Below are 23,925 nucleotides of genomic sequence, written 5' to 3' on the forward strand. Positions count from 1 at the left end.
GTGAAAATGAGTATGACAAGCAACTTTCAAAATATAGATCGCATTATTCAGGAAAAAGGTGCTGAAAAAAAGAGCCTGATTCCGATTTTGCAAGCCATTCAGCACGAATACAATTACCTGCCTGAAGAAGCATTAAAATATCTCGCGGAAAAAACTTCAATTACTCCTTCTGAAATTGTTGGAGTGGCCAGCTTTTATAAACAGTTTAGAATGCAGCCCGCCGGAAAGCATCTGGTGAAAATTTGTGTGGGAACTGCTTGTCATGTAAAAGGGGCTTCACTTGTTCACGATGCTTTTCGTCGTCATTTCAATTTGCCGCAGGGAACCGATACGGATGATACCGGCGAATACACACTGGAAAAAGTTAGTTGCCTCGGATGTTGTACGCTGGCGCCGGTGGTTCAGGTTGACGATATTACTTACGGTCATGTGGCGCCGGATCAGGTAGACAAAGTAATTGCGGATTTTGAAAGCCAGCAGGGAAAAAAAGGTGCAAAAAAATTCAGGAAAGCAGACGGCACCGAAATCAAAGGTGAAATCAGAATCGGGCTGGGCTCCTGTTGTGTGGCAAGTGGCAGCGGCGAAATCGAACAGGAGGTGGAAAGCGTAGTGAACCGAAGTGGCCTTCGGGTGAAACTGAAACATGTGGGCTGCGTGGGAATGTGTCACCAGGTTCCGCTGGTGGAGGTTGTTCCCAACGAAGGAGAACCTACGCTTTATGCTAAAGTGAAGCCTGAAGACGTAAAACGAATTATTGAAAGTCATTTTGAGCCGCCGGGCATTCTTTCAAAAATAAAAAGCAGGCTTTTTCATTTTGCGGAGGAGATTCAGACGGATCGTAACTGGGACGGCGTGCAGCGTTACGAAATCAGCATGCGCGAAAAACCCGTGGCATCGTTTCTTGGCAACCAAATTCCCATTGCTACGGAGTACCGGGGAATTATCAATCCGCTCGATATTGAGGACTATCAGCGGCGTGGTGGATTTTCTTCCCTGAAAAAAATGTTTGAAATGTTATCTCCCGATCAGGTTGTTGAAGAAGTGAAGAAGAGCGGTATTCGCGGCCGGGGAGGAGCCGGGTTTCCCACCGGTGTGAAATGGGAGTTTGTGAAGAAAGAAAAAAGTGAGGTAAAATATTTGATTTGCAACGGCGATGAAGGTGATCCCGGCGCTTTTATGGACAGGATGCTTTTGGAAAGTTACCCTTATCGTGTAATTGAGGGGATGATTATTGCTGCCTACGCAGTGGGGATTCACCACGGTTATTTTTATATCAGGGCGGAATATCCGCTGGCCGTAAAACGCGTACGAAAGGCGTTGGAAATCTGCCGGGAGAATAATTTTCTGGGAAATGATATAATGGGGTCGGGGTTTGATTTGGAACTGAATATTTACGAAGGCGCGGGCGCTTTTGTTTGCGGCGAAGAAACAGCGTTGATTGCGTCGGTTGAGGGAAGTCGTGGTTTTCCGAGAATTCGTCCGCCATTCCCTGCCCAAAAAGGTTTGTGGGGGCATCCAACATTGGTGAACAACACCGAAACCATGGCGCAGATTTCGTACATCATTCGCGAAGGTGCAGAAAAATTTAGCGGAATCGGAACCCACGGAAACACCGGAACAAAGGTGTTTGCACTGGCCGGAAAAGTGGCCCGCGGCGGACTGATTGAAGTGCCAATGGGAATTACCATTCATGAAGTGGTGGAAGTTATTGGCGGCGGTATTGCCAACGGAAAAAAGTTTAAAGCCGTTCAGATTGGCGGTCCGTCGGGTGGTTGCATTCCTGCGGAATATGCCGACACGCCAATTGATTATGAATCGCTCACAGCAATGGGCGCAATGATGGGATCCGGTGGTTTGGTAGTGCTTGACGAAACCGACTGCATGGTGGACATGGCCAGATTTTTCCTGTCGTTTACGCAGGACGAATCGTGCGGAAAATGCACTTTCTGCAGGGTGGGAACCAGAAGAATGCTGGATATTTTGGAAAACATAACCGCAGGAAAAGGAAAGCCCGGAGATATTGAAGAGCTGGAAAAACTGGCAGAGTGGACAAAAAAAGGAAGTCTTTGCGGGCTGGGAAAAACTGCTCCAAATCCGGTAATTAGTACGCTTAAATATTTCAGAAACGAGTACGAAGCGCACATAAATGGAGTTTGTCCCACCGGAAAATGCACCGGACTGATTACTTATTCGGTGAACGACGATTGCATCGGGTGTACCATGTGTGCTCAAAAATGTCCGGTAGATGCCATCCCGTTTACGCCGCATGAAAAGCACAGCATCGATACCGGGTTGTGCATTAAATGCGATTCTTGCCGGGCTGCCTGTCCGGTAGACGCTATTGATGTGAAGTAGATGCAGTTTCCTGTGTTTGCTTTCAGAACTGGTGTTTTGGGCTAAAAATGGAGATAGAATGTTGTGACAAGTGTTGCGGAAAATTTATTTTTCTTGGCATCTTTGTTCCTTGGTAAACGAAAAAATGATTATTTAAAATACAAATCTGATATAACGAATATAAAGGCGTTGCTCCACAATAAGATGAAGCACTTTATGCGATTTTAAAATTAAATAGACACATGAGACTTTTTTTAGTATTATTTGCTTTGGTTTTGCCGGTATTCGGCTTTTCGGTTTCCCCCGATAGTTTAAAATATGTTGATGCAGCTGATTTTCCTGTTATTGGAAAAGGCTTTACTGATACTCAAACCCGTTACGAAAGGTTGCCCTCCGCACTGGAGTCAACTACCCGTCCGCCGGTGTGGAATCTGTCGAAAAATTGCAGTGGCATGGCTATTCGTTTTCGTACCAATTCAACAGTGATTGCCGCTAAATGGGAAGTTACCGGCGATGTTTTTATGAACCATTTTACCATGACCGGCATAAAAGGGCTGGATTTGTACTGCCTGAAAGACGGGAAATGGCAGTTCGTAAATTCGGGTCGGCCCAAAGCTAAATCTACCACCGCCGTAATTATTCAGAATATGACAGGCGATGAGATGGAGTACATGCTGTACCTGCCCTTGTACGACGGATTGAAAAGCCTGGAAATTGGCGTTGAACAAAACGCACTTTTAGATGGTCCGGCGATTAATTCTCCAAAAACAGGCCATCCGATTGTATTTTACGGAACCAGTATTACACAGGGCGGATGCGCTTCGCGGGCAGGTATGTCGTACACTAACATTCTTGGGCGAATGCTCGATCGGGAGATTGTCAACCTGGGTTTTAGCGGAAACGGCCAGCTCGATCTCGAAGTGGCGGAAGCAATTGCTACTATTCCTTCTTCCTGCATTGTTATGGACTGTGTGCCCAATGTTTCTGTGGCTCAGATGAACGAAAAGTACCACAAGTTTATTGAGCTTATTCGTGAAGGCCAGCCCGAAACTCCGATCATTTTTGTGGAAACTATTCTCTTCCCGCACAGACATTTTGACCAGCATGTTTTTAAATTGCTAAATGAAAAGAATGCAACATTGAAGCGTATTTTCGACGAGAGAAAAAAAGGCGGCGACAAAAATATCTACTACGTGAAATCGGATAAATTAATTGGCAACGACCAGGAAGCAACTGTTGACGGCGTTCATTTAACCGATTTAGGATTCAAACGCATGGCCGAAAATCTGTATCCGGTATTGCGTAAACGGATGATAAAAAATTAGTTCGACTGCGAACAACAATTAATTGAACCAGGACATTTAGCCACATTGAAGTAAAATATGATTAAGCTCAAAATAAATAACCGGGAGATTCAGGTAGAAGAAGGTACTTCGGTGATGAAAGCGGCTCAGCAAGCGGGAATCGATGTTCCCAACCTGTGCTGGCACGATGAGCTGGAACACTTTACTTCGTGTATGCTTTGCCTGGTGAAAGATGGAAGGAACGGTAAACTGATTCCGTCGTGTTCGATTGAAGCAACCAACGGGATGGATGTAATTACCGACGACGACGAAGTTGCAGAAGCGCGGAAGACGGCGTTGGAATTGCTGCTCAGCGAGCATGTGGGCGACTGCGAAGCACCTTGTCAGGTTGCTTGTCCGGCCCACATGAACATCCCGTTGATGAACCGGTTGATAGCTGCCGGAAAGTTTGATGAATCGCTGGAAGCGGTGAAACGCGACATCGCTTTGCCGGCTGTGCTGGGGCGCATTTGCCCGGCTCCGTGCGAGGGCGCATGTCACCGAAAAACGGTGGACGAACCGGTTTCTATTTGCATGTTAAAACGTTTTGTTGGCGATAAAGGCACTGGAAACGTGATTGCGCCGGCAGAAGAAACAGAATACAAAGTGGCGGTAATTGGCGCCGGTCCGGCCGGGTTGGCTGCTGCCTATTATTTGCGGTTGCGCGGAATAAAGGTCACTCTTTTTGATAAAGCTGACAAAGCCGGAGGCCAGTTGAGAACTGAAATCAGCAGCGACATTTTACCTCCGGATGTTCTGGACAAAGAAATTGCCGCCATTCTGCAAACAGGGGTGAATTTTCAGGGAGGAAAAAGCATTGATGCAGAAATGTTTGCGGAAATCCGGAAAGAGTTTAATGCCGTTGTAGTTGCTTCGGGAACCATTGGCGATGAGTCTTCCGGTTTCGGATTGAAGGCCACTCCAAAAGGATTCGTCGTTGATAAAAACAGTTACCAGACTTCAATAGAAAATGTGTTCGCCATTGGAAATGCGTTGCGAACCTCAAGGCTGGCGGTGCGTTCGGTGGGGCAGGGAAAAGAGGTGGCCTTTTCTGTTTGGCAGTACCTGTGCGGGCAACCGGTAAAAGGCGAGTCGCGCATTTTTAATTCCAGGTTTGGAAAGCTGGTCAGTGAAGAGTTTTCAGAGTTCATGAAAGAATCAGCACCGGCAAAACGAAATTATCCGGACGCAGGCGGCGACCATGGCTTTTCGGCTGAGGAAGCCGTGGCGGAAGCCAAAAGGTGCCTGCATTGCGATTGTCGTGCTATCGACGATTGTAAACTGCGAATTTATTCCGACCGGTATCAGGCGGACCAGAAGCGGTTTAAAACCAGTGAACGCCGGAAAATAACCAAACTAACCACGCATTCCACATTGGTTTATGAGCCGCAGAAATGTATTAAGTGTGGCATTTGCGTCAGGCTAACAGAGAAAGAAGGAGAGAAGTTCGGATTTACATACGTTGGCAGGGGCTTCGACGTGGAAATGGGAGTGCCCTTTAACGAAGAACTGGAGCAAGGCCTGACAGAAACAGCAGAAAAGGTGGCAAAGAGTTGTCCTACAGGTGCCATTTCTTTTAAAACGACTTGTCCTCCCGAGTAGAAGGAGAAATTTGTAATTTTAACGTTGAAACCGAAGAATTTCTATTTTGCCTCGAATTCAAATAAAATGAAGATGAAACGGATACTGCTTTTACATTTCATTTTTTGGCTGGTAATGCCGGCAATTGCCCAGACTGGTGATTCGTGGCCTGTGTTTCGGGGAAATCAGGAGTTGAATGGTGTTTCAAAAACCAAACTTCCTGCGCGCCCCAACCTGCTTTGGACTTTTCAAACCGGTGACAACATTAAGTCTGCCCCGGTTGTGGCCGATGGAAAACTGGTCATCGGGTCAACTGACGGTTTTGTTTATTGCCTCAATTTACAGGGAAAACTACTTTGGAAATTTGAAACCGGAAATGCCATTGAAGCAGCGGCGCTTATTCACAATAATGTCGTTTATATTGGTAATCTCGACGGCACTTTTTATGCGCTCGATTTAAACTCAGGCAAAAAGAAATGGGAATACGAAACCGAAAACCAGATTGTTGGTTCTGCCAATTGGTGGAAAATCGGCGAAACCACTTATGTTTTGGTAGGAAGTTACGATTATTATCTGCATTGTGTGGATGCCGGCACCGGAGAGGTGAAGTGGAAGTACGAGTCGGATAACTTTATAAACGGGGCTCCGGCCTGCTCCGGCGGAAAGGCTTTTTTTGGCGGCTGCGATGGTTTTTTGCACGTGGTAAACATTGAAACCGGAAAGGCCGAAAAGAAGATTGATGTGGCATCTTATGTTCCGGGTTCTCCGGCGTTGGAAAATGGCAAGGCTTATCTGGGCGATTACGACGGGCGGTTTTTTGAGGTGGATATCGAAAATGAAAAAACGTCGTGGGTGTGGAAAGACGAGAACACCACTTTGCCGTTTATTGCTTCTCCCGCAATTCTTGGAAACAGGCTGTTTGCGGCCAATCACAATAAATTCCTGTACTGTTTCGATAAAAATAACGGCGAAAAGCAATGGGAGTACAATACCGGAAGCAGGGTGGAAGCTTCTCCTGTTGTTGCGGGAAATAAGGTGGTGGTGGCCAATATGAGAGGCGATTTGGCCCTGGTGAACCTTTCCGACGGGAAAGTTATCTGGACTTATGAAATCGGGAGCCAGATAATCAGCAATCCGGCAGTGGCTGCGGGGCGTATTTATGTGGGAGCCTACGATGGAAATGTTTACTGTTTCGGAGAATAACATTTGTTATTGATGAGGTCGTGGAAATTTCATCACTTTGTTTTTTTCGCATTGTGTAACAAAATAGAAAATGAACATCATTCAGATTATACCAGGTTCGGGAGGAAGTTTTTACTGCGGAAATTGCCTGCGCGACAGCAAGTATTTTAATGCGATGCGTGCTGAAGGTCATAAAGTTACTAAAATCCCCATGTACCTTCCGTTGTTTGCCGATGAACACGATATTTCGGAAGTACCTATTTTTTATGGAGCCATCAGTTTGTATCTGAAACAGGTTTATCCGGTTTTTAGAAAAGCGCCCGGTTGGGTTGACAAATTGCTGAATTCAAAAATGATGATGAAAATGGCAGCTTCCATGGCCGGTTCTACTCGCGCCAAGGGACTGGAAGATATGACCATCTCCATGTTGCTGGGCGAACAGGGCGAGCAAAAGGCAGAGCTGGAACTCATGGTGAACTGGATTGCCGAACATTGTAAACCGGATATTATTCACATCTCCAACGCATTGCTTTTGGGGCTGGCAAAGCGACTGAAAGAGAAAATAGGGGTGCCTGTGTTTTGCTCGCTACAGGATGAAGATGTTTGGATTGACCCGATGCAGCCTCAGTTTCAGAAGAAAATATGGGATTTAATGCACGAGCGGGCGAAGGACGTGGATGCGCTGGTTTCTGTGAGCCATTTTTTTGCTGATGTAATGAAGCAGCGGATGAGTCTTCCGGATGAAAAGGTGAGAACCATTCATCTTGGCGTGGATGTGGATGATTACCAGTATATTTCTCCCGGCGAGAAAGAACGCAACATCGGGTACATCTCCAGAATGTGCCACAAAGACGGGTTCGATATTGTGGTGGATGCCTTTGTTGATTTAAAAAAGAAACCCGGTTTTGATGATGTGAAGCTTATTGCAACAGGCGGCGCAACCGGCGACGATACCCGTTTTAACAAAGCGCAGAAGAAGAAACTGAAGGAGAACAATCTGCTGGATTCGTTTGAAATTTTACCCGATTTTGAAGGGAAGGCCGTAAACGATTTTTTCAAAAGAGTAGCGTTGGTCTCGGTGCCGGTGCGAATTGGCGAGGCGTTTGGAATGTACCTGCTGGAATCAATGGCCTCCGGGGTTCCGGTGGTGCAGCCGGCTTTGGGCGCGTTTCCCGAAATTGTTGAGCTGTCGGGCGGCGGCGTAACTTACATGCCCAACACACCGCAAAAGCTGAGTGAAACTTGGGCCGATCTGTTATCAAGCCCGGAGAAAATGGAGGAACTGAGCCGGAATGGTTATGAAGCAACCCGGGAAAAGTTCAATATTCATAATCATGCCAAAGAAATTATCGGCCTGTACGAAAGTTTTTGTCTCCCAGAATCAGATCAGCTAGGATTGAAATAATTGGTTTTTACACGATAAATCACCCGCAGGATATGCCTGGGTGGAAAACAAAATATTATGCTGTTACAACTGCAAAACATAACTAAAGGGTACGGCGAGCCGGGTTCTCACAGCTACCGGGCAGTTTTGAATAAACTGGACTTGCAGGTGGCAAGCGGTGAAAAAATTGCCATCGTCGGGCCGAGTGGCTCGGGAAAAACCACGTTGCTAAACCTGGTTGGTGCGCTCGACCAGCCGGAGCAAGGAGACATTTTATTCGAAGGGAAAGATATTACCGGCTATTCAACAGCCGAATTGGCCACTTTCCGGAACAAACATCTTGGCTTTGTATTTCAGCTTCACCACCTGATGCCACAACTTTCCCTCATGGAAAACGTATTGTTGCCGCTGCTTCCGCAGGGAAAAGGCATTTCAAAAGAGCAAAAAGAATGGGCGGAGTATCTTATTCGGAAAGTGGGCATTTGGGAACAACGTGATCAAAAACCATCGCAACTTTCAGGAGGAGAGTGCCAGCGTACTGCGGTTGTGCGTGCCCTGATGAATAAACCAAAATTACTGCTGGCCGATGAACCTACCGGCGCGCTCGATGAGGAGAATGCCAAAGAACTCACCGAGTTGCTGGTGAAGTTAAGCAACGAAGAGGGCGTTACTCTGGTTGCAGTTACGCACGCTGCGGCACTGGCCGACAGAATGGATAAAAAGTACCTGCTGAAAAACGGAAAACTGGTTTAAGCTTTCAATGTGAGACTTCGGGAAAAAAAAGGACTCTTATGACAAAATTCGGTTACATTTTTAAGTCGTTTTGCTACTTCCTGAAGGCCAATCTTCTGGTAGCATTTGGAGTGGCAATAAGCGCCATGGTTTTAACCGGTTCGTTAATAATCGGGGATTCGGTTCGGTATAGTCTGGAACAGTCTGCTTTTTATCGTTTGGGCGAGACAACTCATTTGGTAGCAGTTACCGAGCGGTATTTCAGGCAGGAGATGGCTTCCGAAATTGAGGCCGATAATCCGGATATTGAAGCTGCGCCTGTTTTGCTGCTCGAAGGGGTAGCCGTGGCAGGTGGCGGTCAACAGCGCGCAAACAGGGTGCAGGTTGTGGGCGTTGATGAAAGTTTTGAAAAAATTGCCCGCTCGGAAGTTTTTTCCACACTTCAGGATAATGAAATAATTATCAGTAAAAACCTGGCTGAGCGGCTGGACGTGGTGGCCGGTGACAATATTTTGGTTCGCATAAAAAAGGCCAGTTTAATTCCTTTGAACGCGCCTTTTGTGTCTGGCGATGAAATCAGCGTTTCGTTGCGGGCAGTCATAAAAAAAGTTGTGGAACGGGAAGAAATGGGGCGTTTTAGCCTGAGGAATTCGCAAACAGCGCCTTACAATATTTTTCTTTCAATAGAACGCCTGAACCGGTTGATGGAATTTGAAGGAAAGGCAAACCATTTGTTGGTTGCAACCCACCTCGGAACGAATGCAGTGCTAAAATCGGTAAAAAACTGCCTGACCCCGGCAGATGCCGGATTGAAAATAAGAACCATTGAAGCCACCGGCGAACTGGAAATTTCTACTGAAAGGGTTTTTATGGAACCAAAAGTTGCAGAAACTTTGGGAAAATTGCCCGCGGCAAAACCTCTGATTACCTACTTTGTAAATGGAATTGTGCGAGCGGATTCAGTGGCAGGTACACCGCAAATTCCGTATTCGTTTGTCTCCTCGCTGGGCGATAAACAACTTGCCGACAATGAAATTATCCTCACCAAATGGGCTGCTGATGATTTAGGCGTCAGTCCGGGGGATTCGATTAAATTGAAGTATTTTGAGATTGGGCCGCTTCGAAAGTTGATAAATTGTGAGGCAGGGTTCATTTTGAAAGAAATTGTACCTATGAATGAAATTTGGGCGGACTCAACGCGGATGCCCTGGTTGCCTGGGCTTTCTGATGCCGGACACTGTCGGGAATGGGATGCCGGCGTGCCAATTGATTTAGACGCCATCCGCGACAAAGATGAAAAATATTGGAACGAGTGGAGAGGAGCGCCTAAAGCATACGTCTCTTTGAATAGAGCACTGGAAATTTGGAAGAACCGGTTTGGTTCGTACACTGCCGTGAGGTACCCTGCTGCAACGTTTGATATGGAAAATTTTCGGCAGGTTTTTTCTGAAAATGTGTTGCCGTCAGACCTGGGAATGACTGTTGAACCCATTCGGGAGCAGGGAGTTTCCGCTGCCAGAAATGGAACCGATTTTAGCGGCCTGTTTTTAGGGTTGAGCTTTTTTATTTTGGTGTCGGCAATTATTTTAACCGTTTTGCTTTTTCGCCTCAATCTCGAAACACGTTCAGCAGAAGTGGGCGTTTTGGCGGCACTTGGTTTTAAAGAAAGGCAGGTGCGTAGCATTTTTCTGCTCGAAGGATTAGTGGTGGCACTGGCCGGTGGACTTTTGGGTCTGGTGTTTTCCGTTTTGTATACTTCAGCTGTTTTTCGCATTTTAAATACACTTTGGTTTGATATAGTCAGAACCGATGTGCTGCTGATAAAAATTTTTCCTACTACTTTGGTTGCCGGGTTAATTATTAGTTTGGTTGTTTCTCTGGGCGCTATTTATGTTTCCATTGTTCGTTACCAGCGCCGAAAAACTGCCGAGTTGCAAAAACGAACAGAGTCCGGATTGAAAAAAGGCTGGAGCCGGGCATTGGATGTTGCGATGTGGATTTCTCTGGTTGTTCCGCTTGTTTTGGTATTGTTGCAGTTGCTGCATCCGGGGGCGCTCGACGCGATGCTTTTCTTTTTGTCGGGAGGTTTGTTGTTGCTTGGATTTTTGTTGGGATTCAGAAAAATATTGTTGAAACTGGATCGCCGGAAAACTGACGAAATCAGGCTCTCTACGCTTTCTGTATTAAACCTTGCACGCAATAAAGGGCGTTCGCTAACTGTGGTTATTTTGTTCGCTTTGGGAACTTTTTTAGTGATTTCAACCGGTTCGAACAAGCTCGATTTGTTTGCTAATGCCCAGGATAAGTCAAGTGGAACGGGAGGGTTTCTGTACTTTGCTGAAACCACAATGCCGGTGTTGTATAATTTGAACGATCGGGAAAAACGGGCAGAAGAGGGCATCTACGAAGATTTTACCGCTGTGCAGTTCAGAAAAGTGCAGGGCGACGATGCCAGTTGTTTAAATCTGAATCGTATTGCGCAGCCAGCTATTTTGGGTGTTGATCCGCAGAAGCTGGAAGGCCGGTTTTCGTTTGCTGCACTCATGGATGGTTTCAATTCGGCAGATCCCTGGCTTGATTTGAATGCGCCATTGGATGACGGAGCCATTCCGGCAATTGCCGACCAAACAGTTATTCAGTGGGGGCTGGGCAAAAAAGTGGGCGACGAGTTGCTATACCAGAACGAACAGGGCGACACGTTACGGCTGAAGTTAATCGCAGGAACTACTCCTTCTGTTTTTCAGGGGTATGTGATTATTTCCAATAAACATTTTCTTGAAAATTATCCGACCAACAGCGGTTCCTATATTTTTCTGATTGACGGGTCGCAGGAGAAAGAGTCGCAAATAGGCGAAGAGCTGCAATCTGTTTTTCGCGATTATGGCTGGCAGATGGAACCGACAGCAAAACGGCTGGTCGAATTCTTTTCGGTAACCAATACTTACCTCAGTATTTTTCTGGCGCTTGGGGCACTCGGAATGATTCTCGGAACAATTGGGCTGGCAATAATTTTGGCGCGCACCATTTTAGAACGCCGCCGCGAAATTGCGCTCATGCAGGCTGTGGGTTTTAACACCGGGCAATTATTCAGGTTGCTGGCAACTGAATACCTGATGTTGTTGGTCGCCGGTGTTCTGTCGGGTTTTGTAACGGCAGTTGTGGCAACGCTTCCGTCGTTTGTTTCGTCCAATACAGATGCTTCGCTGGGAACAGTGGCGATAATTGTTGCGTTGATTTTGGCCAACGGTGTTGCGTGGATTGCCGGGTTAAGCTGGTTATCGCTTCGCAAAAAGAAGCTTGCTTTGGGGGTAAGGGAAGAGTGAGCAAAGCGTGTTTATGGTTATGAATTCATTGCTAATCAATTTTGTTGATTGTAGTTTGTGCTTGTGGTTGACTGCGTTTTGTGTGTGCATTTTAGGGTGAAAAATGTTTTTTCTTGCATCTTCCTGAAAGAATGAATTTTAAAGATTTGGTTTTTCAATATTACCCCGAATGTTAACTAAATGTTAACCAGGGTGGAACGGGGTATTCTTCTGTTAAATAAAAATCCATTGCTTGTTTTCCTCTGATTTACTTGTAAAACCTGTTCAGGTTGAGTTTGTTTACCTGTTTTTGAGAGATTTTCTTCTACTTGGTTAAATACCTCTTTCTCTGTACTGCCGGTTTTTCAGAAAATATATTATGCGGCATAAAACCTAAATTTTAGATGATTTTCCTTCATTTTTATTAAAATCTTGTTATTACATTTACGTTTTTTGATAAGTACGCGTTGAAAAATAATGGCGCAATATGTTTCTTTTTTAATAAAGAAATTTTTCGTTAATAAGAGGAAATTTAAATATCAACAATATATGAATTCAAAGATTCAACAATTAACTGAAACCATTTACAACGAGGGTGTTCAAAAAGCGAAGGAAGAAGCGGAAGCTATTTTGAAAGAAGCCAGGGAAAAGGCTGCCGGCATCGAAAAAGATGCTCAAAAGAAAGCTGAAAAGTTATTGGCCGATGCTGACGACAAAGCCCGGGAGTTGAAAAAACAGGTGGATTCGGAAATTAAAATGACACTGAACCAGGCTGTTTCTGCAATAAAGCAGGAAATTACTTCTCTGATTTCGATGAAGGTAATTCAGCCACCGGTAAAAGAGCTGTTTTCCGACAAAGATTACCTGCAGAACCTGATTTCAACCGTTGTTAAAGGCTGGATGGAAAAAGAAGCTTTTGATGTAAATGTAATTCTGCCCGAGCAGGAAAGAAACCAACTGGAAAGCTTTTTCAAAAATAACCTGGCCGATGAGATGAATAAAGGACTGAAAGTTTCGTTTGCACAACACATTAAATCCGGGTTTAAAATCGGTCCGGCAGACGGAAGTTACATCATCAGTTTTTCAGATGAGGATTTTACCAATTTCCTCAAAGCATACCTGCGTCCGAAAACCAGTCAAATACTTTTTGAGGAGGGAAAATGAACAAGCGAAACTACTACTGCCTTGTAGCAGGCTTGCCCGACCTCATTCCTGACGATAAGAAATTGCATTTCTCTTCGGTGAAACTGCGCAGTTATTTGCAGGAAGAACTTCATCCGGCCGATTTTGAGGTGGTGAAAATGTTCTACCTGCCATGGGATCATGAGAACCTGATTAACCTTTTGTATGAAAAAGAGTTTGATTGGGACGAGCGCGGAAATTATTCCCGGGAAGATTTGGAACAGTTTGGCGATAAAAAGCAGATTGAGTTGATCGACGCGACGGTTTTCCCATCCTATTTCATGGATTTTGTGGAGCTGTTTTACAACGACCATGAAGCGTTACCTAAATCTGCTGCCGTAAAGTTTTTTGCCGAAAAATGGTACGAAGCACTGGCCGGTTCCGGAAATCAGTTTGTTGCGGGGTTGGGAAAGTTCAAACAAAACATGGCCAATATTATGCTGGCTCTGAACGGGCGAAAACACAATATTCCGTTTGAAGAAGCAATTATTGGCGACGATGAGGTGACCCACGCCCTGAAAAAAAGCAGGTCGCGTGATTTTGGTCTGGCTGGCGAAATCAGCGACATCGAAAACATTGTACAGATTTTTGATATGGAAAATCTGCTCGACAGGGAGCTGAAACTCGATAATCACACCTGGCATTATATCGATGAAAATACATTCTTCAACTATTTCACCATAGAGAAAGTATTGGGGTTTGTACAAAAAGTTTTCATTGTAGAACGTTGGTTCGAACTCGATAAAGAGAAAGGGCAACAGATATTTAGCCAGTTATTAGAAGAAATACAATCCAATTTTGAATTTCCTGAAGAATTTGCGATAACCTATGGAAAAAGATAATAAAACAACAGGTAAAGTGGTTGGAATTGTGTCCAACCTGGTAATGGTAGAAGTGGACGGGCCGGTGGCTCAAAACGAAATTTGTTTCATTTCTCTGGGAAATGAAAGCCTGATGGCGGAGGTGATTAAAGTTGTTGGAAAAGTAGCCTACGTGCAGGTTTTTGAAAGTACCCGCGGACTGAAAACCGGTTCAAAAGTTGAATTTCAGGGGCACCTGCTCGAAGTTACCCTGGGTCCCGGTATCCTTTCCAGAAATTACGACGGGCTGCAAAACGACCTCGATAAAATGGAAGGTATTTTCCTGAAACGCGGAGAGTACACCGACCCGCTGAACAGGGAGAAAAAATGGGCATTTAAACCCATTGCCAAAGTGGGCGACGAAGTGCAGGCCGGCGACTGGCTGGGCGAAGTGAACGAAAATGACCAGCCCCACAAAATTATGGTGCCTTTTAAAATGAAGGGCTCCTTCAAAATAAAAGAAATTGTACCCGAAGGCGAATATATAGTTGACCACAATATTGCAGTGGTAGAAGACGAAGATGGTGCTGAAACCCGGCTGACTATGGTGCAAAAATGGCCGGTAAAACTGGCAGTTGGTTCATACAAAGAAAAGCCGCGCCCGTTTAAACTGCTCGAAACCGGTGTTAGGTGTATGGATACGCTAAATCCGATTACCGAAGGAGGAACCGGATTTATTCCCGGGCCGTTCGGAACCGGGAAAACCGTGTTGCAGCACGCCATCTCAAAACAGGCCGAAGCTGATATTGTAATTATTGCAGCCTGTGGCGAGCGTGCCAACGAGGTGGTTGAAGTTTTTACGGAATTCCCGGAGCTGGAAGACCCGCGTACCGGGAAAAAACTGATAGAACGTACAATTATTATTGCAAATACTTCGAATATGCCGGTTGCCGCCCGCGAAGCCTCGGTTTACACGGCCATGACTATTGGTGAGTATTACCGTGCGATGGGATTGAAAGTACTGCTAATGGCAGACTCAACCTCACGCTGGGCACAGGCATTGCGCGAAATGTCCAACCGCTTGGAAGAGCTTCCCGGCCCGGACGCATTCCCGATGGACTTGTCTGCAGTTATTTCCAACTTCTATTCGCGTGCCGGATTTGTTTATCTGAACAACGGTAGCACCGGCTCAATTACCTTCATCGGAACAGTTTCGCCTGCCGGTGGTAACCTGAAGGAGCCGGTAACCGAAAGTACCCGTAAAGCTGCCCGCTGTTTTTACGGCCTTAGCCAGGCGCGTGCCGACAGTAAGCGGTATCCGGCGATCGACCCCATCGACAGTTATTCGAAATACCTCGAATATCCCGAAGTTCAGGAAAATTTGGCGAGAAACGTAGGTGACTCATGGCTGAATGAAGTGAATAAGGCAAAAGACGTTTTGTTGCGCGGAAAAGAAGCAATGGAACAAATAAATATTTTGGGTGACGACGGTGTTCCTATTGGGTTTCACGAAACTTTCTGGAAGTCGGAACTCATCGACTTTGTGATTTTGCAACAGGATGCGTTTGACAAAATCGACTCTTCTACTCCCATGAAACGTCAGCAATATATGTTGTCGAAAGTGCTGGATGTTGTGGATAGCAGTTTCGCATTTAATCACTTTGAAGATGTGAGCAGTTTCTTCAAAGAAGTAATTAACGAATTCAAACAGATGAACTATTCTGAATTTGATTCGGACAACTTCAAACAGCACGAAGAAGCGCTTGAAAAACTGTTAAAAACGCAGGCAAATTAATTAAGGCAACAATTAACTCGAGAAAAAGAAATACTATGGAAAGTCAGGCATTTCAGAAAGTATATACAAAATTAACAAACATCACCAAAGCAACGGTTACGTTAAAAGCCAAAGAAATTGGCTACGACGAAATTGCGAGCGTGAATGGTAAGCTGGCTCAGGTTGTAAAAATTACCGGGGATGATGTAACGCTTCAGATTTTTGAGGGAACAGAAGGGATTCCTACCAATGCCCATGTGAGCTTTTTCGGCAAACCACCTCAATTGAAGGTGAGCGACGAACTGGCCGGGCGCTTTTTTAACGCATACGGCGACCCAATCGACGGCGGGCCTGAGATTCAGGGCGAAGTGCGCGATATTGGTAGCCCGTCGGTAAATCCGGTGCGCCGTAAACAGCCGTCGAACCTTATTGCTACCGGTATTGCAGGTATCGACCTGAACAATACGCTGGTTTCCGGACAGAAAATTCCGTTTTTTGCCGACCCCGACCAGCCTTATAACCAGGTGATGGCAATGGTGGCGCTGCGTGCGAAAGCCGATAAAATTATTCTGGGCGGAATGGGGCTTACCAACGACGACTACCTCTATTTTAAAAACGTATTCGACAATGCAGGTGCGCTCGACCGAATTGTGAGCTTTGTAAATACCACAGAAAACCCGCCGGTTGAACGGTTGTTGGTTCCGGACATGGCGCTTACTGCAGCCGAATATTTTGCAGTAGATAAAAACGAAAGTGTGCTGGTTTTGCTTACTGATATGACACTCTATGCAGATGCGCTGAGTATTGTATCAAACCGTATGGACCAGATTCCTTCCAAAGACAGCATGCCGGGATCGCTCTATTCTGATTTGGCAAAAATTTACGAGAAAGCTGTGCAGTTCCCGTCGGGTGGTTCCATTACAATTATTGCGGTAACAACCCTTTCCGGCGGAGATATTACACATGCAATTCCGGATAACACCGGGTACATTACCGAAGGACAGTTGTTTTTACGTCGCGATTCAGATATTGGAAAGGTGATTGTTGACCCGTTCCGTTCGCTTTCAAGGTTGAAGCAGTTGGTAATCGGGAAACAAACCCGCGAAGATCATCCGCAGGTAATGAACTCGGCCATCCGGTTATTTGCCGATGCTGCCAATGCGCGCACCAAGCTTGAAAATGGTTTTGACCTGACCGATTACGACGAACGGACGCTGAAGTTTGCAAAAGAGTATTCAGACCAGATTCTGGCCATCGACGTAAACGTGGATACCGATACCATGCTGGATATTACATGGGAACTTTTTGGCAAGCACTTCAAAAAAGCAGAAGTGGCTATCAGAGAGAACCTCGTTGAGAAGTACTGGAAGAGTTAAACCAAATAAAGAATTTACGTGGCCATAAAATTTCAATATAATAAAACAGCTTTACAGGGGCTCGACAAACAGTTGAAGGTCAGGGAACGGGCATTGCCTACCCTGAAGAACAAAGAGTCGGCACTGCGCGTGGAGGTGAAACGGGCCAAAGACAAAGCAGCAGAGTTGGAAGATGATTACAATCGACAGATTGCATCGTTTGAAAATATGTCGCGGTTGTGGGGCGAATTCGACCAGAGCCTGGTTCGAATTAAAGATGTGGAACTCTCGTCAAAAAAAATTGCCGGGGTTTTTACACCGGTGCTCGAAAATATTATTTTTGAGACCAACACCGCCAATCTGTTTAACCAACCCGTTTGGTTTCCCGACGGAATGTCAATCATTAAAAAGATTGCTGAAATAGCCATTGAAAGGGAAGTATTCCTTAAAAAAATGGATTTGCTCGATTTTGCCCGAAAAAAGACGACTCAGAAAGTGAACCTTTACGAAAAGGTTCAGATTCCGGGTTTCCAGGATGCCATCAGAAAAATAAAGAGGTTTCTGGAAGACCAGGATAATTTGTCGAAGTCGGCGCAAAAGATTGTAAAAGACAGGCAGGAAAAACAAAGACAGGAGGCTGAGGTATGATTGTTCCAATGCATAAATACACGTTTTTGGTGTATCATTCCGCCTACAAAAGTTTTCTGAAAGACATTAGGAAAATAGGCGTAGTGCATATCAGCACCAAAAACAACGAACCTACTCCCGAAATGCAGGAGCTTTTCCGGCATTTAACGGAAGTGGATAAGGAAGCCAAAAAGCTTGAAATGCTGGATCCGGAGGAAACGAAAACCAAACCAGAACTGGCAACAGGCGAAGAGGTTTTCAACCGGTTGAAAGTTATCGAAAAAGAGTTGGAACATACTCACAACCAGATTTTGCAGTTTGAAAAAGATAAAAAGCAGCTGAAGCCCTGGGGCGATTTCGATTGGAAAAAAGTAAAACTTCTGGAAAATAAAGGCGTGTACATCAGATTTATGACATGCGCCATACGAAAATACGATCCCTCCTGGGAAGATAAATACTACTTGCGGGTAATTGGCGATCTGGACGGCTACCGTTATTTTGTGAAAATTGAAAAAGCCGAAGGAGGGGTTCCTGAGAACGGATTTGATGAAATTTCGGGGGCAGACGAATTGATTTTGCCCGATCGCTCGTTAAGTGAAGTGAATGCCGAAATTGATAAACAGAAGAGCGAAACAGATGCATTGAATCATGAACTGCATCAGATTGCTTTCTTCAGCAAACCTCTTTTGCAGGATTACCACAACGAGATTCAGGAGCAGCTGGCAGAGCAGAATGCACTTCTTCAAACCACCGAAGAGGTGGACGGGAAAGTGAAATTGCTGGAAGGCTGGGTTCCGGAAACAAAAAAAGCAGAACTGGATGCTTTTCTGGAACAAAACCAGATACTTTTTACCGCTGAAAAACCGGACGAAACAGACAAAGTGCCTATCCTTTTAAAGAACAACCGGTTTGCGCGGCTTTATGAGGTTATTGGCCAATTGTACGAACTACCGAATCATAAAGAACTTGATTTGGTGCCGTTTTTCGCTCCGTTCTACATGATGTTTTTCGGGTTTTCGCTGGGCGATGCCGGGTATGGTTTGGTAATTATGGCCGCCGCCCAGTGGATGAAAAAGAAAATGCCCAATCTGAAATCGGTAATGAGTCTGGCGCAATGGCTGGGGCTTGCCACAGTAATTTTTGGTATTCTCACCGGAACGTTTTTCGGGATAGACCTGATTAACTCCGATATTCCGTGGTTAGAAAGTGTAAAATCATACATGATTAGCACCGACGAACTTTTTAATCTTGCCATTATTTTTGGAGCTATTCAGATTATATTCGGAATGGTTCTTAAGGTAGTTAACATTACCCGGGTGCACGGGTTCTGGTACTCTCTTTCAACCATTGGGTGGCTAATTTTGCTTGTTGGTTCCGGTGCTGTTTACGGATTGAAATCGGGCGAGGTAGTTTCGCCGCAGGTTGCCGGGATAATCCAAAATGTGGTTTTTGCAGTAGCAGGAGTTCTCATCCTGGTGCTGAATCATCCTAAACGAAATGTGTTTATCAATGTTGGTGCCGGGCTGTGGGATGTTTACAGTATGGCTACCAGTCTTTTGGGCGACATTCTCTCGTACATTCGTCTTTTTGCGTTGGGCGTTTCAAGCGCTATTCTGGGTCTGGTGTTTAACAGCATGGCAATGAGCATGAAACCCGACAATGTAATTTTTGGCCCGATTGTGATGATCATTATTCTGATTGTCGGGCATGGAATTACAATTTTTATGTCGTCGCTGGGAGCATTTGTGCATCCCATTCGTTTAACTTTTGTAGAGTTTTATAAGAATGCCGGTTTTACCGGTGGGGGCAAGGCTTACAAACCTTTTGCAGAGCCTGCTTCAAAAACAAATGAATAAAATAAATAAGTAATAACGTTTAAAATAAATCGAGAATGGAACCTATTGTTTTAGCTTACATTGGAATTGGATTAATGGTCGGCCTTGCTGGGGTTGGCAGTGCGTTTGGGACAACCATCGCTGGAAATGCAGCTGTTGGGGCTATGAAAAAGAACGGAGATGCATTTGGTAACTACATTATGCTTACTGCGCTTCCGGGAAGTCAGGGGTTGTATGGTTTTGCCGGCTACTTCCTGCTCGACAGTTTTGGCCTTTTGCAAACGACTATCGGATGGGGTGTTGCAGCGTCTGTATTTGGAGCCGGTTTGGCTTTGGGTCTTGTAGGGTTATTGTCTGCCATTCGTCAGGGACAGGTTTGTGCCAATGGTATTGCTGCAGTTGGCTCAGGGTACGATGTTGCGGGTAAAACGCTTATCCTTGCAGTATTCCCAGAATTGTATGCAATTATTGCTCTGGCAGCTACATTCCTTATCGGAAGCGCAGTGGCCGGGTAAAGAATAATTATAGTTTATTTTGAAAGATTCTCCGGGGTTAATGTTTGTTTCCCGGGAGACTACATAAAAGTATCTTTTGCTATTTTTTGGCAGAAGGTACTTTTATTCGTTTGGGACAACAAAAGAAAGGAGTGTAGAGTGCGTTTAGTGGGTTTAGTTAGTTGTGGAAAGAAATTAAACGAATTGATTTGTTAAACTCTGTTTGTGGTTTTGTTTACACTGTCAAGTTTGTCGGCTTTGACAGGCTCGGTTCGACTTGTTAGTGTGCGTAGCTTCTGATAGCGTGAAATCGAATTTTCAGGGATGAACAGTTGAATATTGCGGGTTTCCTTCGTCCTCTGCAGATGCACCGAAAAGTTAATTACGGGCTCCAGGGTAAATAACTATTTTCGGAGCTGTTTCCTCTACCCAGCGGAATTACCACGCCGGCCATAAACTTTGAGATAATCCCTCTGGCGTGGTTCCTTTCGGCGCCGGTGTAGTTGTGCACAGCGTCAAGACACGCATAGTTTACAATATCGAAATTATACGAAATTACAAAATGCATTTTTCGGGGATCACCCAATTTTGTTCCCAGTCCAAACGTATACTGGGCAATGTTTGCAGTGGTTTCTTTGCTGTTAACCCCCTTGTCGAAAATAACGGTTTTGGATGGATCCGGTGGCGGATTTTTGTAGCGTAGTTCAGTCGAAAAAAAGTTAGTTCCGGCACCCGCTTCTAAAAAAGGATTAAAATAAAAACCCGTCCTTTTTTTGTTTGAAAAGCTTTTTATATAGTAGCGCATGATTCCTGACACTGAACCGCCATTGGTAGCGTACTGTACCGGAAGCAAGTATATTACGCCTGATAGAGAAAAGTGTTGTCCTACTGCTGAAAAATCAGGACTGTTGCTTTCTCCGTACAGGTTGAATAATCCAAGCCTCAGGTTGGGCTCCCAGTGGTTACCCAATGTTCGTCCGATGTTTATATCCAGAGCCCACCCCGGCTGGTGCTGAAATTCATTATCCAAAAGCACCAGATCCTTCGAAAACTCCCTGCTAAGTATTGATATTCCGGTACCGACAGAAAACGACCAGTTGCCGTTTTTATCCGTTGTTGATGAATAAGACTTTATTCCGGGGAAAAAAGTCAGGAAAAAAATCAGCGTAAAAGAGAAGGCTATTGAATTTTGTAATTTTTGGCTCATCAATCTGGTTGCTCGTGAATTATCTTTTTATTTCTAAACTAAGAAGTTTCAAAGATACATTTTTCGTTTAAATAGGCATGCGCAGGGCGTTCTTCCAACCAGCCGGGTTAAAAGCAAATGCGATGAATAGACAGTGTTAGTTTTTGCTGACTTTTAACATAAATAGGAAGGCTGTTGTATTCCCTTTTGTTGGATGTTGTGGTTATGAATTCGTGTTATTTTGACTGGAGTCGTCAGAAAAAAAACAAGCTATTCTCGGCAGAACGCTATTTGAAAAACTGCGTTGTTGTGTTTATTTGATGAGAACCAGTTGAATACGATTTGTCGATTCAGATTTGGTAATGTGCGAAAAACTGCGTTATTTAGTATTAATATATGTTTAAATCTCAAAATCCCTAATAGAACATTACCGTATGAGAAACATTAAACATACTCTTCCCGTCTCTTTAGTCCTTGCGATTGTTATCGTGATTCTTGCTTCAGTAATAAGCATGAATAAAATTGAAAATCAGGAAAAACAAGACATCAGTATTTATCTTAATACCATTTTGGGAACAACCCACCAGGGGTTTCGCTCGTGGGCTGACAGACACAAGAAAAATTGCAGGATATGGGCAAATGAAATGCTTCCCCTTGCAGAAGAATTATTAAAGGTGGAGCCAACTAACGAGGAGCTTCTTAAGTCGGAGGCAGAACACAGAATTAGGGAACGGTTGAAACCGTTTTATTCGGGAGATGATTATGAAGGCTTTTTTTTAATAAATAGAGATAATATCAGCATTGCTTCGTCGAGAGACAGTAATACAGGAACATTGAACGTACTTGTACAGCACCCTGATTTGCTAAAAAGAATGTGGGCGGGAGAAACTGTATTAACGCTACCCATTGCTTCCGATGTTCCTCTTCCTGGCCATGGGGGTGTCTTGGTGGAAGAAAGGTCAACAATGTTTGTCGGTACTCCGGTGAAAGATAAAACAGGTAAAATTATAGCACTGTTTGCGTTGAGGATTAATCCGAATGATAATTATACTGCCATTTTTGAGAGGGCACAGTTGGGAGAAACCAGGGAAACATATTGTGTGAGTGATTCGGGGCAGATGATAAGTCACAGCCGGTTTAGAGACTGGATGGAAAACGCCGGCGTGGTTCGTCCGGGAGAAAGTGAAATCCTTAATGTAAATGTAGCTGTTCCTTCGCAGCATGCACAGGGGACGCAACTCGATAGTGAACCTGAATATACTGAGGCGGCACAGAGCCTTATGAGGGGCGAGTCGAAGGTAAATCTTAAAGGATATAAAAATTATACAGGCGACATAGTAATTGGTGCCTGGACATGGGACTATGAATATGGGTTTGGAATTGCTTCAGAAATTAGTAAGCACGAGGCATTCACGGGAATTCGAAATATTCGGTTTACAGTAATCGCTTTGGCTGTTCTTATTATTGCATTGCTTGTGGGAATGTTCAATTTATTTCAGTGGTTAAATAGAAAACTGGCTGACAGTGAGAGAAAGTACCGGATATTTTTTGACAATTCTCCGTTGGGAATTTATCAGTCTACTCCTGAAGGAAGCATAATAAACGCCAATCCCGCGTTGATAAAAATGCTCGAGTTTGATTCTTTGAGTGAATTGAAAAACAGGAATCTGAATGAGGAAGGATACGATGCTAGTTCAGATGTTTCCCGTGAGCAGTTCGTCGAACAAATTGAAAAAGATAACTATATAAAAGGCCTCGAAGGAGTCTGGAAAACAAAAAATGGAAGGAGTATTTACATCAGGGAAAATGCAAGAATTGTTCGCAATCCTGATGGAACAAAGTATTACGACGGAATAGTTGAGGATATTAGCGAAAAGCGGGAGGCCGAAGAAAAAATTCGTAGAATAAATGAAGAACTCGAGCGGATTGTTAAAAAGCGAACCACGGAATTGGAAGTAGCTAACCTGACACTAAAAAAAGAAATTGAAATTCGAAAGAAAGCAGAAGAACGAATACGGTTAATTTTTAACAGCTCTCCATATTCTGCAATGTTGGTCGATTCCGACGGAACAATTCATATTGCAAATACCATGACCGAAGAGTATTTCGGTTACAATAGCGCTCAGTTTATCGGAGCCAATATAAAAATGCTCATTCCTGAAGAGGAAAAACTTTTTAAAGCATCTTATACCGATACTGATTTTGAAGACCCGGAGTCAATAAAAATGGGAGAAGGGCAAGATTTATTTGCACGAAAAGCCGATGGAAAACAGTTTCCGGTGGAGGTTAGTTTGACCCCCATTGAATACGATGGTGAAAAGATGGTTCTTGCCAATATTATTGATATTACAAAACGCATTGAATCAGAAGAAAGAATACGCAAGGCAAAGTTGGAAGCAGAACGGGCAAATCATGCAAAAAGTGAATTTCTCTCTCGCATGAGCCACGAATTTCGTACCCCGATGAATTCGATTTTGGGGTTTGCCCAACTGTTGGATATGGGCGAGATGGACAAAAAGTTCAAAAAGAATATCCGCCAGATTTTGAAGAACGGAAAACACCTGTTGGAGCTGATAAACGAAGTGTTGGATATTGCCAGAATTGAAACCAACCAGATTTCGTTGTCGTTGGAAGCAATCGACGTTTCAAATGTTATAAACGAAGTATTGGATATCCTTAATCCGGGGAATGTAATCTAAACTCTGTCTGGTAATTTTTATCATTCAAAATTAATTCATTTTCTGGATTATTAATCGTAAAAGCTTTTTTGAACGGGATTTGAGTTCTGTCAGGGGCGGCTGAGTATGCGAAGCC

At 44.5% G+C, this 23,925-nt stretch carries 16 protein-coding genes; 15 read left to right on the top strand and 1 reads right to left on the bottom strand.

Annotation, left to right across the window (positions count from 1 at the left end):
* The first annotated feature begins 12 nt into the window (after nucleotides 1–12).
* The 14 genes from BUB08_RS15495 (at nucleotide 13) to BUB08_RS15560 (ending at nucleotide 19,946) form a co-directional block, all read left to right on the top strand.
* Nucleotides 13–2,355 carry an NAD(P)H-dependent oxidoreductase subunit E gene (locus BUB08_RS15495; protein ID WP_073002797.1) on the top strand — a complete coding sequence of 781 codons (2,343 nt, stop codon included), beginning with the start codon at nucleotides 13–15 and terminating at the stop codon, nucleotides 2,353–2,355.
* A 221-nt stretch (nucleotides 2,356–2,576) separates the two neighbouring features.
* Nucleotides 2,577–3,659 carry an SGNH/GDSL hydrolase family protein gene (locus BUB08_RS15500; protein WP_073002798.1) on the top strand — a complete coding sequence of 361 codons (1,083 nt, stop codon included), beginning with the start codon at nucleotides 2,577–2,579 and terminating at the stop codon, nucleotides 3,657–3,659.
* Between the two features lie 57 nt (nucleotides 3,660–3,716).
* Nucleotides 3,717–5,279 carry an FAD-dependent oxidoreductase gene (locus BUB08_RS15505; RefSeq protein ID WP_073002799.1) on the top strand — a complete coding sequence of 521 codons (1,563 nt, stop codon included), beginning with the start codon at nucleotides 3,717–3,719 and terminating at the stop codon, nucleotides 5,277–5,279.
* Nucleotides 5,280–5,351: 72 nt separating this feature from the next.
* On the top strand, nucleotides 5,352–6,461 hold the full coding sequence (locus tag BUB08_RS15510; RefSeq protein ID WP_073002800.1) for an outer membrane protein assembly factor BamB family protein: 1,110 nt from the start codon (nucleotides 5,352–5,354) through the stop codon (nucleotides 6,459–6,461).
* 70 nt (nucleotides 6,462–6,531) lie between these two features.
* Nucleotides 6,532–7,845: a glycosyltransferase family 4 protein gene (locus BUB08_RS15515; RefSeq protein ID WP_073002801.1), complete on the top strand. Its 1,314-nt coding sequence runs from the start codon at nucleotides 6,532–6,534 to the stop codon at nucleotides 7,843–7,845.
* Between the two features lie 57 nt (nucleotides 7,846–7,902).
* Nucleotides 7,903–8,577 carry an ABC transporter ATP-binding protein gene (locus BUB08_RS15520; RefSeq protein ID WP_073002802.1) on the top strand — a complete coding sequence of 225 codons (675 nt, stop codon included), beginning with the start codon at nucleotides 7,903–7,905 and terminating at the stop codon, nucleotides 8,575–8,577.
* 38 nt (nucleotides 8,578–8,615) lie between these two features.
* Nucleotides 8,616–11,879, top strand: coding sequence for an ABC transporter permease (locus tag BUB08_RS15525; protein ID WP_073002803.1), 3,264 nt, complete (start codon nucleotides 8,616–8,618; stop codon nucleotides 11,877–11,879).
* Nucleotides 11,880–12,407: 528 nt separating this feature from the next.
* Nucleotides 12,408–13,022 (top strand): V-type ATP synthase subunit E, encoded by a 615-nt coding sequence (locus BUB08_RS15530; RefSeq protein WP_073002841.1) that lies wholly within the window; start codon nucleotides 12,408–12,410, stop codon nucleotides 13,020–13,022.
* Nucleotides 13,019–13,882 (top strand): DUF2764 family protein, encoded by an 864-nt coding sequence (locus tag BUB08_RS15535; RefSeq protein WP_073002804.1) that lies wholly within the window; start codon nucleotides 13,019–13,021, stop codon nucleotides 13,880–13,882. Before BUB08_RS15530 ends, BUB08_RS15535 begins: the two co-directional genes overlap by 4 nt.
* Nucleotides 13,869–15,635, top strand: a complete 1,767-nt coding sequence (locus tag BUB08_RS15540) for a V-type ATP synthase subunit A (protein WP_073002805.1) — start codon at nucleotides 13,869–13,871, stop codon at nucleotides 15,633–15,635. Before BUB08_RS15535 ends, BUB08_RS15540 begins: the two co-directional genes overlap by 14 nt.
* 35 nt (nucleotides 15,636–15,670) lie before the next feature.
* The gene (locus BUB08_RS15545) at nucleotides 15,671–16,990 is read left to right on the top strand and encodes a V-type ATP synthase subunit B (protein ID WP_073002806.1); all 1,320 of its coding nucleotides are present in this window, start codon (nucleotides 15,671–15,673) and stop codon (nucleotides 16,988–16,990) included.
* A gap of 18 nt (nucleotides 16,991–17,008) precedes the next feature.
* Complete coding sequence (locus BUB08_RS15550) at nucleotides 17,009–17,617, top strand: V-type ATP synthase subunit D (protein ID WP_073002807.1); 609 nt, start codon at nucleotides 17,009–17,011, stop codon at nucleotides 17,615–17,617.
* Nucleotides 17,614–19,452 carry a V-type ATP synthase subunit I gene (locus BUB08_RS15555; RefSeq protein WP_073002808.1) on the top strand — a complete coding sequence of 613 codons (1,839 nt, stop codon included), beginning with the start codon at nucleotides 17,614–17,616 and terminating at the stop codon, nucleotides 19,450–19,452. The genes BUB08_RS15550 and BUB08_RS15555 overlap by 4 nt, the downstream gene beginning before the upstream one ends.
* 35 nt (nucleotides 19,453–19,487) lie before the next feature.
* Nucleotides 19,488–19,946 (top strand): V-type ATP synthase subunit K, encoded by a 459-nt coding sequence (locus BUB08_RS15560; protein WP_073002809.1) that lies wholly within the window; start codon nucleotides 19,488–19,490, stop codon nucleotides 19,944–19,946.
* Nucleotides 19,947–20,307: 361 nt separating this feature from the next.
* On the opposite strand, the gene BUB08_RS15565 is transcribed toward BUB08_RS15560, so the two are convergent.
* Nucleotides 20,308–21,132, bottom strand: coding sequence for a hypothetical protein (locus tag BUB08_RS15565; RefSeq protein WP_073002810.1), 825 nt, complete (start codon nucleotides 21,130–21,132; stop codon nucleotides 20,308–20,310).
* A gap of 413 nt (nucleotides 21,133–21,545) precedes the next feature.
* On the opposite strand from BUB08_RS15565, the gene BUB08_RS15570 reads away from it, so the two are divergent.
* A complete protein-coding gene (locus BUB08_RS15570; protein ID WP_083570805.1) occupies nucleotides 21,546–23,810 on the top strand; it encodes a PAS domain S-box protein in 2,265 nt (754 codons plus the stop codon).
* The last annotated feature ends 115 nt before the right edge of the window (nucleotides 23,811–23,925 follow it).

The sequence above is a fragment of the Mariniphaga anaerophila genome, from assembly GCF_900129025.1.
In the GTDB taxonomy this organism is placed as follows: Bacteria; Bacteroidota; Bacteroidia; order Bacteroidales; family Prolixibacteraceae; genus Mariniphaga; species Mariniphaga anaerophila.